A 14,057-nucleotide genomic window follows, 5' to 3' on the forward strand; every position below is an offset into this window, starting at 1 on the left:
CTCAAAACTAGTATCAATCCAATATTATGCGAAAATTACTTTTTGTAATTGCTTTCAGTACATTGTTTATACATACAGCTGAAGCACAACAACCTAAAAAACCAAATTCTGTAGAAATCCATGAAGCGATTAAGAAACTAAATTTTTTAGGTTCTGTTTTATATGTTGCTGCGCATCCTGATGATGAAAATACGCGACTGATTTCTTATATGTCTAATCAGGTAAAAGCCCGAACTGCTTATCTATCACTTACTCGTGGTGATGGCGGTCAAAATTTAATTGGTCCAGAAATAAGAGAATTACTTGGGGTAATTAGAACACAAGAATTATTAGCAGCTCGTAATACAGATGGTGGAGAACAAATGTTTACGCGTGCTAATGATTTTGGATATTCTAAACATCCTGATGAGACCTTAGCAATATGGGATAAAAAAGAAGTGCTTAATGATGTTGTTTGGGCAATAAGAAAGTTTCAACCGGATGTTATAATTAATAGATTTAACCATAGAACACCAGGAACCACGCACGGGCATCATACATCCTCTGCAATGCTAAGTGTAGAGGCTTTTGATATGGTAGCTGATAAAAAAGTATACCCTGAGCAATTACAATATGTAAATACGTGGCAACCTAAAAGACTATTCTTTAATACTTCATGGTGGTTTTACGGAAGTAGAGAAAATTTTGAAAAAGCAGATAAATCTAATTTTTTAGAGTTTGATACAGGAGTTTATTACTCGGATTTAGGGCTTTCTAATACAGAAATTGCTTCATTAAGTCGAAGTCAGCACAAATCACAAGGTTTCGGAAGCACCGGTACTCGTGGAACGCAGACCGAATATGTAGAATTAATAAAAGGGGAACTTCCTAAAGATAAAGCTAATATTTTTGATGGAATTGATACCTCTTGGAACAGAGTTAAAGGAGGAAAAGCGATTGGTGATATTTTATACGAAGTGGAAAAAAACTTTGACTTCAAAAATCCTTCAGCCTCTCTCAATCAATTGGTAAAAGCATATCAACTAATAAAACAATTAGAAGATACTCACTGGAAAACTATCAAAACCAAGGAAATAAAAGATATTATCGCAGCAGTAACCGGTCTTTATATAGAAGCTGTTGCTACAGAACCATATACTACTAAGAATAGTGAAGTAACCATTAAAATAGAAGCTATTAATCGAAGTGATGCTTCAATTCGATTAAAATCAATTGATATTTCATCACTAGGAGTTTCAGAAAATGCAGAAACAGCTTTAGAAAATAATAAAAGAAACAATTATGAACTGAAAGGTAAAATCATTTCTAGCACAAAAAATACAACTCCATATTGGTTAAACAATAAAGGAACGCTTGGTATGTATAATGTAACAGATCAAAAATTGATCGGAACACCAGAAACCAAACATCAAACGGAAGCTGTATTTAATCTTGAAATTAATGGAGTGATTATCCCTTTTCAAAAAGATATTGTTTATAAGACTAACGATCCGGTAAAAGGAGAAGTATATAAGCCTTTTGAGATTGTTCCGGCCATTTCTGCTAGTATAAAGGATAAAGTAATCATTTATGCAAATGGTCCTGCAAAACAAATTCCAGTTATTATAAAAGCTGGTGAATCTGATCTCAAAGGAACCGTTTCCTTAAAACATCCAGAAGGTTGGCAAGTATCTCCGCAAAATATTGATTTTAGTTTGGCCCAAAAAGGTGAAGAAAAAACAGTAGTATTTACACTTACAGCTCCTAAAAATCAAAGTGAAGGTCATATTTCACCAGAAATAAACATCCAAGGAAAAACATATTCTGATGAAGTAATAACAATTGATTATGATCATATTCCTTTTCAGACTGTAATATTACCTTCAGAAACAAAAGTCGTCCGATTAGATATCAAAAAGAAAGGTCAAAACATTGGATATATAGAAGGCGCTGGAGATGTAGTCCCTGAAAGTTTACAACAAATTGACTATAAAGTAACTACTATTACTCCTGAATCAATTTCTGAAGAAATATTGAGACCCTTTGACGCTATCGTTGTCGGTATACGTGCTTATAATACAGTAGAGGAATTAAAGTTCAAGCAAAAACATTTATTAGCGTATGTTAAAAATGGTGGAAATCTAATTATCCAATATAATACAAACAGAAGACTCAAAGTAACAGACAACCTAGGACCATATCCTTTGAAACTTTCAAGAGATCGTGTGACAGATGAAAATGCGACTATTAAGTTATTGGCAAATGATCATCCGGTATTGAACACTCCTAATAAAATAACGGTTAAAGATTTTGAAGGTTGGGTGCAAGAACGAGGACTATACTTTCCTAATGAATGGTCTAAAGAATATACCCCTATAATTTCTGCAAATGATAAAGGGGAATCTGAGAAAAAAGGAGCTTTGCTGATTGCAAAATATGGGAAAGGATATTATGTATATACTGGTTTAAGCTTCTTTAGAGAATTTCCTGCAGGAGTTTCTGGAGCATATCGATTGTTTGCAAATATGTTATCTTTAGGAAAATAACAACCATTATGGAAGATTCAAACACTAAATTAGTCTGGAAAAAACTATACACAATTATATTAATTGCTAATGTGTTATACTTACTTTTCTTCTATTGGGTTACGACAACTTTTTCATGATACTTTAGCACATACTTTACTTCAAAACATACACATATATATAATTAACATATGCAACTAATAGATTGGATCATACTCATAGGAACTTTATTGTTTATTGTATTATACGGTGTTTGGAAAACCAAAGGAAGTAAAAACGTTCAGGATTATATCCGTGGTGGTAATGAAGCAAAATGGTGGACTATTGGTCTATCCGTAATGGCTACTCAGGCATCTGCAATTACCTTTCTTTCTACTCCAGGACAAGCGTTTCATAGCGGAATGGGATTTGTTCAGTTTTATTTTGGACTCCCTATTGCCATGATTATTATCTGTTTAGTTTTTATTCCGCTATATCATAAATTAGAAGTATATACAGCTTATGAATATTTAGAAAGTAGATTTGATCTTAAGACTCGTACCATTACTGCATTTTTCTTTTTGATTCAAAGAGGATTAGGTGCTGGAATAACCATTTTTGCTCCTGCAATTATACTATCTGCTGTGCTAGGCTGGGATCTTACAACTCTAAACATAGTTATTGGAATATTGGTGATCATTTATACTGTTTCTGGAGGTACTAAGGCAGTAAGTGTGACACAAAAACAGCAAATGGCCATTATTTTCACAGGAATGTTTATTGCTTTTTTTCTTATAATAAGTTATCTGCCTGATGATGTAACTTTCACAAAAGCATTAGATATTGCTGGGGCTAGTGGAAAGATGGAAGTCTTAGACTTTTCTTTTGATCTTAGCAATAGATATACCGTTTGGACAGGTATTTTAGGAGGAACATTTTTAATGCTTTCTTATTTTGGAACAGATCAAAGTCAGGTACAAAGATATTTATCTGGTAAGTCTGTAAAAGAAAGTCAATTGGGGTTATTATTTAATGGACTGCTAAAAATACCGATGCAATTCTTCATATTATTGGTTGGTGTTATGGTCTTTGTTTTCTACCAATTTAATGCTGCTCCTCTCAATTTTAATCCAGCAGCATCTATAGCCATAGAAAATTCTAAATATGTTCAGGAATATGAGCAACTTGAAAATCAACTCACCGAAATTCAAAACTCTAAAGAAATCTCTATTCAAAATTATTTAAGAGAAACAGAAACTGAGCAAAAATCAAACCTTAAAAAAGAAATAATCGCTTTAGATAAATCTGAGAAAAAAACCAGAGAAGCCGCGAAAGAATTAATAGCGATGGCAGATCCCATTGTGGAAACCAATGACAAAGACTATGTTTTTATTCATTTTATACTCAATAATCTCCCTAGAGGACTTATCGGGTTATTATTGGCCGTGATATTATCGGCAGCTATGTCATCCACAGCTTCAGAACTGAATGCCCTCGCGTCCACAACAGTGATTGATTTATACAAGCGTAATATAGAAGAAGAAAAAAGTGAAAAACATTACGTTACTGCTTCTAAATTTTTTACACTTGTTTGGGGAATATTGGCGATTCTGGTCGCCTGTTTTGCGAATCTTTTTGATAATCTGATACAGTTGGTCAATATTATTGGATCCATATTTTATGGAAATGTACTGGGTATATTCTTGCTAGCATTCTTTATTAAGTATGTAAAAAGTAATGCTGTTTTTGTAGCTGCATTGATTACACAAGCCGTTATTATTTTTGTCTGGTGGCAAGATTGGCTCCCTTTTCTATGGCTCAATGCTCTTGGATGTGGAATTGTAATGTTTTTGGCAATTGTATTAGAACTTTTTATACCTACTAGTGACATTGAAGTTGAAGCGTAATAAGTATAAAGAATTGGAGCTATATACGCTTATCTAAGAAAAACATTTAATCTTATTAAATTAAAAAGATACTTTAACTCTTAAATATATTATAATAAAAAATCCACGAATATTCTTCGTGGATTTTATCATTAGTGAATTACAAATATTAAGCCATGTTTAGATTTCACAAAACAAAATTGTATCATTTACTTATTACATCTTAACATCTTCATTATTTTTCTCGTAGTTAAATAGATAGTCTATATCCATCTCCTTAACTTCTCCTAATTTTTTAAGAGCATCCATATTAACATCTTTTTTATTACCAATTACAAGCACATTATAATTTTCGCCTTTAATATTTTCGTTAAAAAATGTTTTAAGATCTGCTAACTCCATGTTCTTTATCACATTATACATTTCTTCTCGATTATCATTCTCTATACCTCTCTTTTTAAGGCTTTCATATGTCCAAAAGATATTAGATTTAGTTATTCTTTGTGCTGCAATTTTCTTTAGAGTTGCATCTTTAGCTTGGTTAAACTGCTCTTCAGCTTCTGGCATATCGGTCATTAATTCCATCATGGCATCTACTGCCTCTGGCATTTTATTAGCTTGTGTACCAATATATGCATATATCAAATCTGATTTACCTTTTTCTGAGGCATTAGCATAAGCGGAAAAAGCAGAATATGCTAATGATTTTGACTCTCTAATCTCCTGAAAAACAATTGATGACAATCCACCACCAAAATAGGTATTAAACAATCTGGAAGCTGCCATTTTTTTTGGATCAAATTCTGATCCCTTTGCTAACAATAGCATTTCACTCTGCACCATGTCATAATCAACAAAATATACGTTTCCTCCAGTTTCTTTCTGTAAATAAACCTTTTTTTCAGGGTATTCTGACAACTCAGAATTTACGGTATGATTCTTATCTAAAGAAGCGATAGCTGCATCAATATCTTTTCCGTAATAGAAGATTCTTTGTTTATAGTTACGTAATTCTTTTACCTTATCTACAAGTTCTTGCGGATTAAAACTTTGTAACTCTGATGCACTATAAATATTACGTAATCTAGAATTCTCTCCATACAGACCATAATTCATTAATCCTGTGAATAGAATATTACCTTTTTGAGTTTTACCATCTTGACGTCCTTTTAAAACTTTATCCACATATTTATTATATGTATCTTGATTAGGAACAGCATTATTCCATAAATGCTCTAATAAAACTAGTCCTTCATCTAAATTCTCCTTTAGACCAGATAAACCAACGTACGTTTTATCTTCTGAAGCAAAAACATAATAATTAATTCCAATTTTATAAAATTCTTGTTTCAATTCTTCAGGACTATATTTATCTGTCCCTAAGTAATCTAAATAGCCTGCCGCTAATGACACCTTACGATCATGATCTTTACCCATATCAAAAATGATATTAAGATCAAAAAGTTCATTATTTGGATTATCAATATAAGAAACACTCAATCCATTACTCGTTTTAATTTCTTTAATAGCTGACTTGTAATCAACATATTGAGGATTTAATTCTGGAGTATTAATTCCATTAAATTTTTTAAGAAAAATAGATTCTTTATCTCTATTTAACTCTATTGGAGTGATCCCTGGATTCTCTACTTTTACAATATTTTTATCTTCTCCTTTTCTTTTGTAGGTGACTACATAATTATCTTTATAAAAAGAGTTAGCAAAATCTACTAGTTCTTGTTTAGTGATTTTTTTTAGCTCATTTAAAAAATCAACTTTATCCTTCCAATCCTGATGGTGTATAAATGCATTATAATATGCTGAAGCTAAGGCTGTACTATTCTCATAACTTTTTGTTTGACTTAATTTTAAGTCATTAATTACTGCAGAAATCATCCAATCTTCAAACTCACCTTTTTTAAGTTTTTCGATCTCACCAAGTAATAAATCTTTTACATCGTCAAGAGTTTGATCTGCTTTTGGTGTACCATTAAAAACATGATAACCATAGTCATTCAATATAGTTGGTGAACATCCGGCGCGTTGTACTAATTGTTTTTGGTTTAGATTTAAGTCTATAAGTCCTGCATTACCATTTGCTAATATCATATCAGCAAGTGTCAATAATTTTTCTTCTTTTGTTCCTAATCCTTCAGAACGAAAAGCAACCGATATAGATTCAGCTGTTGGGCCAAAAACTTCTTTTACTATGGGGCTGGTAATCGCTTCTTCTTTTGGTAAAACTGGATGAGTAACATCTTTTCTTTTCATTTTCCCAAAAGCAACATCAACTTTTTTAATAGTACTATCAAAATCAAGATCACCAACCAGCACTACAGCCATATTATTTGGAACATAATATGTATCAAAATAATTATGAATCGCTACCATAGAAGGGTTCTTAAGATGTTCAGAAGTTCCTATTGTTTGTTGTTGTCCATAAGGGTGATTTGGAAATAATCCATCTAACATTGCAGCATACGATTTTCTAAAATCACTATCTTGCCCTCTATTAAACTCTTCGTATACAGCTTCTAACTCTGTGTGAAACAAACGTAATACCAATTGACTAAAACGTTCGCTTTCTACAGTTAACCATTTATCTAATTCATTAGCAGGTATTTTATTTTTATAGACGGTTTCTTCAAACCAGGTATGAGCGTTTGTCCCCTCTGCCCCTAAAGAATTTACCATCTTATCATATTCATTAGGAATCGATATTTTAGAAGCTTCTAAAGAAATTTCATCTATTTTTTTATAAATTTCTTTCTTTTTATCAAGATCTTTTTCTAGCCTATGTTGTTCATATAAATCCGAAATCTGTTTTAGATATACACTTTCCTTTTCAAAATCTTGTGTTCCAATTTCATCAGTACCTTTAAATACCATATGCTCTAGATAATGAGCTAATCCAGTGCTTTCTTTAGGATCATAATTGGATCCAGCTCTTACAGCAATGTAAGTCTGAATTTTAGGTTCTTCTATATTCTTACTTAAATAAACTTTAAGTCCATTATCTAAGGTGTACAATCGTAAACCAGTTGGGTCATTAGAAACTGTTTCGTAAGAAAATCCAGCAGCATCTGTATTCTTTTCTACTGTAAGTTCTTTCTCAGTATTTTTTTCTTGATTTGATGAATTCTTACAATTACTAAGTAATACTACAAAAGATAATAGTAAGAGAGATTTTAATGATTTCATTTAAATAGTTTAAGTTAATTGTCTCTTTAAAGTTCAATAAACCACAAAATGTTATTACATGTTACGGTTTTTATGAATACTTTAACAAAAGTAAAAAAACAAAAAGTCCATAAGTTAGAAAACTTATGGACAGTTGTTATTACTATATCATTAATAAAAATAGTCTAATTCATATACTATTTTAACCTAGTACTTCAGCTACTTTTTTACCAATTTCTGCAGGAGAATCCACTACATGAATTCCACATTCTCTCATAATTGCTTTCTTAGCAGCAGCAGTATCTTCACTTCCTCCAACAATTGCACCTGCATGTCCCATAGTACGTCCAGCAGGAGCAGTTTCTCCAGCAATAAAACCTACTACTGGTTTAGAAGTTCCACTCTCTTTAATCCATCTAGCAGCATCAGCTTCTAATTGTCCCCCAATTTCTCCAATCATTACAACACAACTTGTTTCTGGGTCATTGATCAGTAATTCTACAGCTTCTTTTGTAGTAGTTCCAATGATAGGATCTCCTCCAATACCAATAGCAGTAGTGATACCTAATCCTTGTTTTACAACCTGATCAGCTGCTTCATAGGTTAATGTTCCTGACTTAGAAACAATACCTACATTTCCTTTTTTAAATACAAAACCTGGCATGATACCAACTTTTGCTTCTCCCGGAGTAATCACTCCTGGACAGTTAGGACCAATCAAACGACATCCTTTTCCTTTTATATAATTAGAAGCTTTAATCATATCTGCAACAGGAATACCTTCAGTAATTGTTATAATCACTTTGATTCCTGCATCAGCAGCTTCCATAATAGCATCTGCAGCAAATGCAGGTGGCACGAAAATAATAGTAGTATCAGCTCCTACTTCCTTAACTGCATCTTCTACAGTATTAAAAACTGGTTTATCTAGATGTGTTTGTCCACCTTTACCAGGAGTTACACCTCCTACAACATTAGTACCATACTCAATCATTTGACCAGCATGAAAAGTACCTTCGCTACCTGTAAAACCTTGAACTATTATTTTAGAATCCTTATTTACTAGAACACTCATTGCGTTATGATTTTTTATATTTTTTTTGCAGTTTCAAAAGTACGGTTTTGAACACTATAGTTAAAATGAAAAATCAAAAATCTTTTTCGATTTTTTAATTATCCAATACCTTTCCCTTTTAGTTTTTAGAAAAAAAAAAACTAATTGTCACGATTTTTAAAATCTATTTAGATAAAAATGATTTTAAATTTTCTGGTGTGTTATCTCCCTGTTGACTAATCTGATATCCTCTATATAATTTACCATCTTTTAGTTCCCAAATTGCAATAAAATGAGCTATTGCTTCTTCTTTATCAGGTCTTTCTATGGTTTTAGCAACATACGTATATCGGATAGTAACCATTCCATCCTCTTCTAAAAGATGACTAATCTCACACCTAAACGTTTCGAATGAGCTGGACATCTCCTTGAACATGGTCTTAATATCATCAAAACCTTTTTTATTATAGCCAAAACTACTGTTCCAATTTAATTCTACTTCTGGATGTAAATACTCAGAAAAGGCTTCTATATTATGAATCAAATCCGTTTGATAAAAGGATTGAACCACCTCTTTTGCTATTTTACTCATTATTATTTAATTTTTCTATTATTTCAGGTATTTGCCTGATGGCAGCAATTTCTTTATATTTTTTTCTAAAATCATCCGCAGGGGTTCCAAAATAACTTTTGTTTCCTTCCAGAGATTTACTAACTCCGGATTGCGCCGAAACAATTGCCTTGGTACCAATAGTAATTCCACTAGTTACTCCCACTTGTCCCCATATCGTAACTTCATCTTCTATTATTACACATCCGGCGATACCAACTTGAGAGGCGATCAAACATTTTTTTCCGATAACAGTATCATGTCCAATATGTACCTGGTTATCAATTTTAGCCCCTTCTTTAATTGTTGTGTCTCCAGTAACTCCTCTATCTATGGTACATAAAGATCCTAAATCTACATTATCTTCTATCACAACTCTACCTCCAGAAATTAGTTTATCAAAACCTTCGGGCCGTTTTTTATAATAAAAAGCATCTGCTCCTAATACCGTTCCCGAGTGTATCGTTACATTATTTCCGATAATAGTCCCATCATATAAACTCACATTAGCATGAATAAAACAATTATCGCCTATCACTACATTATTACCAATAAAAGCATTGGGTTGGATAATAGTATTCTTTCCTATTTTTGCGCTTTCTGACACTATTGCCGTAGCCTTTTCAAAAGGCTTAAAATATGTAGTCAACGTATTAAAATCCCTAAAAGGATCATCAGAAATAAGTAACGCTTTTCCGTCAGGACAATCTACTTTCTTATTAATTAAAATAACCGTTGCTGCACTTTCTAAAGCTTTTTCATAATATTTAGGGTGATCAACAAAAACGATATCACCTGGAGTAACCACATGAATCTCGTTCATTCCTAGTACTGGAAAATCGGGTATACCAACAAATTCTGATGATATAATAGTCGCTATTTGCTTTAAGGTGTGTGCTTGAGGAAATTTCATTTTATAATTCAGAATTCAGAATATAATTTCTGAATTATTCTTTAATACGTTCTTTATAGGTTCCTTTCTCAGTTTCAACTTTGATTTTGTCACCTTCATTTATGAAAAGAGGTACCATTACTTCTGCTCCTGTCTCAACTACAGCAGGTTTAGTAGCATTAGTAGCTGTATTTCCTTTTACCCCTGGTTCTGTAGAAGAAACTTCTAAAATAACACTTGCTGGCATTTCTACCGAAAGCGGCATTTGGTCTTCCGAATTAATAATAACTGTAACTACTGCACCTTCTTTTAATAATCCAGGAGCATCTAATGCAGACTTCTCTAATGTAATTTGATTGTAATCTTCAGTATTCATAAAATGATAGGTATCACCTTCCGCATACAAAAACTGAAACTTATGTGTTTCTACTCTTACTTCATCAATTTTATGTCCAGCAGAAAACGTATTATCAATTACTTTTCCTGATGTTACGCTTTTTAACTTTGTACGCACAAAAGCAGGACCTTTACCTGGTTTTACATGTAAAAACTCAATAATCTTATATATATCGTGATTGTATTTAATACACAATCCATTTCTAATATCACTAGTACTTGCCATTGTTATTGTTGTTACTTATTCTTATTATCTAATTTCTAGAATTACTTAGTTAGAAAAATATCCTTTCATAATACCTCTCTGAGAATTCTTGATAAACTCTAAAACCTCGTCTCTCTCCGGCGTAGCTTCCATCTCTGCTTCAATAATTGCTACAGCTTGAGAATTATTATAATTACTTTGATACAAAATTCTATAAATAGATTGTATTTCTCTTATTTTTTCTGTTGTAAAACCTCTTCTTCGCAGTCCTATCGAATTTATACCAACATATGAAAGTGGTTCACGAGCTGCTTTAGCATAAGGTGGTACATCTTTTCGAACTAAAGAACCTCCTGTCACGAACGCGTGATTACCTATACTACAAAATTGCTGTACAGCTGCCATACCAGCTAAAACTACAAAATCTCCAACGTTAATATGACCTGCTAGCGTACTATTATTAGAAAATATACAATTATCGCCAACTATGCAATCATGAGCTATATGGCAGTATGCCATTATCCAACAGTTCTTCCCTATTTTGGTTTTCATTCTATCTGCTGTACCTCTATTGATAGTAACACACTCTCGGATCGTAGTATTATCACCTATTTCGGTAGTAGTATCTTCATCATTAAATTTTTTATCCTGTGGAGTGGCAGAAATAACAGCTCCGGGAAAAATACTACAGTTTTTACCAATACGAGCTCCTTCCATAATAGTTACATTGGAACCAATCCAGGTTCCTTCTCCTATAACCACATTATTATGAATCGTAGTAAACGGTTCGATGACTACATTTTTTGCAATCTTTGCTCCTGGATGAACATATGCTAAAGGCTGATTCATTGATTTGATTTTAATTTTTTAGTATAACTAATTTTAGGTAGTATACTAAATATTATTTTGATTTTACGATTTGGGCCATAAGCTCCGCTTCAGTTACTAATTTTCCATTAGCATAAGCAAAAGCTTGCATATGGCAAATTCCTCTTCTTATCGGAGTAAGCAATTCTAACTTGAATATTAGCGTATCTCCTGGCAATACTTGCTGTTTAAATTTTACCTTGTCTATTTTCATAAAATAAGTAAGATAATTTTCTGGATCCGGAACCGTACTTAAAGCCAGAATACCGCCTGTCTGCGCCATTGCTTCTACCTGCATAACTCCAGGCATAACAGGTGCTCCAGGAAAATGCCCAACAAAAAATGGTTCATTCATTGTAACATTTTTCATTCCTACGACATGCTTATCAGACATTTCTAAAATACGATCAATCAATAAAAATGGTGGTCTATGTGGAAGCATAGACATAATTTTATTGATATCCATCAAAGGTTCTTTATTAAGATCAAACTGAGGAACTTTATTACGTTTCTCAATCTTAATAATCTTCGAGAGTTTTTTGGCAAACTGAGTATTTACATAATGCCCAGGTTTATTTGCTATAATTTTTCCTTTGATACGTGTTCCTATCAGAGCCAGATCTCCTATTACATCTAACAGTTTATGTCTCGCAGCTTCGTTAGGATAATGAAGCGTAAGATTATCTAAAATTCCATTCGGTTTTATAGCAATAGCATCTTTACCAAACGCAACTTTTAGCTTTTCCATGGTACTAGGACTTAACTCCTTATCTACATATACAATTGCATTATTAAGATCTCCTCCTTTAATCAGACCATGTTCTAATAACATTTCCAGCTCATGCAAAAAACTAAATGTTCTGGCGTCAGCTATTTCTTTTTTAAATTCTGAAAGATGTTTTAATGAAGCATTTTGTGTACCCAATACTTTAGTACCAAAATCTACCATAGTCGTCACCTGATATTCATCTGATGGCATTACTATAATTTCACTTCCAGACTCTTCATCCGTATAAGAGATCACATCTTTTACGATATACTCATCTCTTTCTGCTTCTTGTTCTACAATACCAGCTTCTTCTAAAGCTTCTATAAAAAACTTACTGGAACCATCCATAATAGGCGGTTCTGAAGCATTTAGCTCTATTAAAAGATTATCAATCTCTAAACCGACACAAGCAGCAAGTACATGTTCAGATGTCTGAATACTTACACCATTCTTTTCTAGATTTGTACCTCTTTGCGTATTTACCACATAATTAGCGTCTGCCTCTATAATCGGATTCCCTTCTAAATCGACACGGCAAAACGCATATCCGTAATTCTCGGGTGCTGGTTTAAAAGTAAGTATAACTTCTTTTCCGGTATGAAGTCCAACTCCTCTGAGCTCGACTTCTTTTTGAATTGTTCTTTGTTTACTTGCAACGGAATTACTCATTGTCATTTATCTTTTTCTCAAGTTTGTATACTCTATCTACAATTTTGGGCAAATTTTTAAAATGTACATAAGATTTATTATAATCCGAGTACCCTAATGCTGGAGATCCTTGAATAGCTTCTCCGTCTTTTATATTTCTTCCTATACCAGATTGTGCCTGGATTCTAACTTTATTACCTATAATGAGGTGTCCTGCAATACCTACTTGACCACCAATCAAGCAATGTTTCCCAATTTTTGTGGATCCTGCGATTCCGGTCTGTGCGGCGATAGCAGTATGTTCTCCTATTTCTACATTATGTGCTATCTGAATCTGATTATCCAATTTAACACCTTTACGAATAATTGTGGAACCTAAAGTCGCTCTATCGATTGTTGTTCCTGCACCAACATCCACATTATCTTCTATAATAACATTACCCGTTTGTGGAACTTTAATATATTCTCCTTTCTCGTTTGGTGTAAACCCAAACCCATCAGCTCCAACGATAACTCCACTATGAATTACACAGTTGTTACCTATAACAGATTCAGAATATATTTTAGCACCAGCAAAAACAACGACATTATCTCCCAAAGTGACATTATCTCCTATATATACGTTTGGATAAATCTTGACATTTTGGCCAATATTTACATTGTCTCCTAAATAAGAAAATGCACCTAAATACATATCATCACTATACTTTGCTGTATCCGAAATAAAACTTGGTTGTTCAATACCTGTCTTATTCATCTTTACCATATTATAGTAATCTAATAACTGGGAAAATGCTTTGTAAGCATCTTCAACCCTAATTAAAGTGGTCTTTATATTAGATTCAGCTTCAAATGTTTTATCCACTATCGTAATAGACGCATCAGTAGAATAAATATATGGGGTATATTTAGGATTAGATAAGAATGTTAATGAACCTTTAGTTCCTTCTTCTATCTTTGCTAGTTTTGATACTTCGACGGTTTCATCTCCTTCGATTTCACCATTCAGTATACCTGCAATTTGTGTGGCTGTAAAAATCATTAGCAACAAAAGTATAAAAAATGTG

Annotated in this window: 10 protein-coding genes; 2 read left to right on the forward strand and 8 right to left on the reverse strand. The window is 32.8% G+C overall.

The window, feature by feature from the left end:
• Positions 1–26: 26 nt before the first annotated feature.
• A complete protein-coding gene (locus D1818_RS03055) occupies positions 27–2,525 on the forward strand; it encodes a PIG-L family deacetylase (RefSeq protein WP_118456297.1) in 2,499 nt (832 codons plus the stop codon).
• A 170-nt stretch (positions 2,526–2,695) separates the two neighbouring features.
• Complete coding sequence (locus tag D1818_RS03060) at positions 2,696–4,390, forward strand: sodium:solute symporter (RefSeq protein WP_118456299.1); 1,695 nt, start codon at positions 2,696–2,698, stop codon at positions 4,388–4,390.
• Between the two features lie 195 nt (positions 4,391–4,585).
• On the opposite strand, the gene D1818_RS03065 is transcribed toward D1818_RS03060, so the two are convergent.
• The 8 genes from D1818_RS03065 to lpxD form a co-directional block, all read right to left on the reverse strand.
• Positions 4,586–7,570 carry a pitrilysin family protein gene (locus D1818_RS03065; protein WP_118456301.1) on the reverse strand — a complete coding sequence of 995 codons (2,985 nt, stop codon included), beginning with the start codon at positions 7,568–7,570 and terminating at the stop codon, positions 4,586–4,588.
• 181 nt (positions 7,571–7,751) lie between these two features.
• Positions 7,752–8,624, reverse strand: coding sequence for a succinate--CoA ligase subunit alpha (gene sucD, locus D1818_RS03070; protein WP_118456303.1), 873 nt, complete (start codon positions 8,622–8,624; stop codon positions 7,752–7,754).
• A gap of 163 nt (positions 8,625–8,787) precedes the next feature.
• Positions 8,788–9,195: a nuclear transport factor 2 family protein gene (locus D1818_RS03075; protein ID WP_118456305.1), complete on the reverse strand. Its 408-nt coding sequence runs from the start codon at positions 9,193–9,195 to the stop codon at positions 8,788–8,790.
• Positions 9,188–10,126 carry a UDP-3-O-(3-hydroxymyristoyl)glucosamine N-acyltransferase gene (locus D1818_RS03080; RefSeq protein WP_118456307.1) on the reverse strand — a complete coding sequence of 313 codons (939 nt, stop codon included), beginning with the start codon at positions 10,124–10,126 and terminating at the stop codon, positions 9,188–9,190. The genes D1818_RS03075 and D1818_RS03080 overlap by 8 nt, the downstream gene beginning before the upstream one ends.
• Positions 10,127–10,160: 34 nt before the next feature.
• Entirely contained in the window at positions 10,161–10,727 is a 567-nt protein-coding gene (gene efp, locus D1818_RS03085; protein WP_118456309.1) for an elongation factor P, read from the reverse strand.
• A 45-nt stretch (positions 10,728–10,772) separates the two neighbouring features.
• Positions 10,773–11,555, reverse strand: coding sequence for an acyl-ACP--UDP-N-acetylglucosamine O-acyltransferase (gene lpxA / locus D1818_RS03090; RefSeq protein WP_118456311.1), 783 nt, complete (start codon positions 11,553–11,555; stop codon positions 10,773–10,775).
• Between the two features lie 52 nt (positions 11,556–11,607).
• Complete coding sequence (locus D1818_RS03095; protein ID WP_118456313.1) at positions 11,608–13,011, reverse strand: bifunctional UDP-3-O-[3-hydroxymyristoyl] N-acetylglucosamine deacetylase/3-hydroxyacyl-ACP dehydratase; 1,404 nt, start codon at positions 13,009–13,011, stop codon at positions 11,608–11,610.
• A complete protein-coding gene (lpxD, locus tag D1818_RS03100; protein WP_118456315.1) occupies positions 13,004–14,032 on the reverse strand; it encodes a UDP-3-O-(3-hydroxymyristoyl)glucosamine N-acyltransferase in 1,029 nt (342 codons plus the stop codon). The genes D1818_RS03095 and lpxD overlap by 8 nt, the downstream gene beginning before the upstream one ends.
• Positions 14,033–14,057: the final 25 nt, after the last annotated feature.

This window comes from Aquimarina sp. BL5, assembly GCF_003443675.1.
Classification (GTDB): Bacteria; Bacteroidota; Bacteroidia; order Flavobacteriales; family Flavobacteriaceae; genus Aquimarina.

What these genes read in the sequence shown, in the direction of transcription:
- D1818_RS03055 (WP_118456297.1), top strand. Translation starts at nt 27, where the DNA reads ATGCGAAAATTACTTTTTGTAATTGCTTTCAGTACATTGTTTATACAT.
- D1818_RS03060 (WP_118456299.1), top strand. Translation starts at nt 2,696, where the DNA reads ATGCAACTAATAGATTGGATCATACTCATAGGAACTTTATTGTTTATT.
- D1818_RS03065 (WP_118456301.1), bottom strand. Translation starts at nt 7,570, where the DNA reads ATGAAATCATTAAAATCTCTCTTACTATTATCTTTTGTAGTATTACTT.
- sucD (WP_118456303.1), bottom strand. Translation starts at nt 8,624, where the DNA reads ATGAGTGTTCTAGTAAATAAGGATTCTAAAATAATAGTTCAAGGTTTT.
- D1818_RS03075 (WP_118456305.1), bottom strand. Translation starts at nt 9,195, where the DNA reads ATGAGTAAAATAGCAAAAGAGGTGGTTCAATCCTTTTATCAAACGGAT.
- D1818_RS03080 (WP_118456307.1), bottom strand. Translation starts at nt 10,126, where the DNA reads ATGAAATTTCCTCAAGCACACACCTTAAAGCAAATAGCGACTATTATA.
- efp (WP_118456309.1), bottom strand. Translation starts at nt 10,727, where the DNA reads ATGGCAAGTACTAGTGATATTAGAAATGGATTGTGTATTAAATACAAT.
- lpxA (WP_118456311.1), bottom strand. Translation starts at nt 11,555, where the DNA reads ATGAATCAGCCTTTAGCATATGTTCATCCAGGAGCAAAGATTGCAAAA.
- D1818_RS03095 (WP_118456313.1), bottom strand. Translation starts at nt 13,011, where the DNA reads ATGAGTAATTCCGTTGCAAGTAAACAAAGAACAATTCAAAAAGAAGTC.
- lpxD (WP_118456315.1), bottom strand. Translation starts at nt 14,032, where the DNA reads ATGATTTTTACAGCCACACAAATTGCAGGTATACTGAATGGTGAAATC.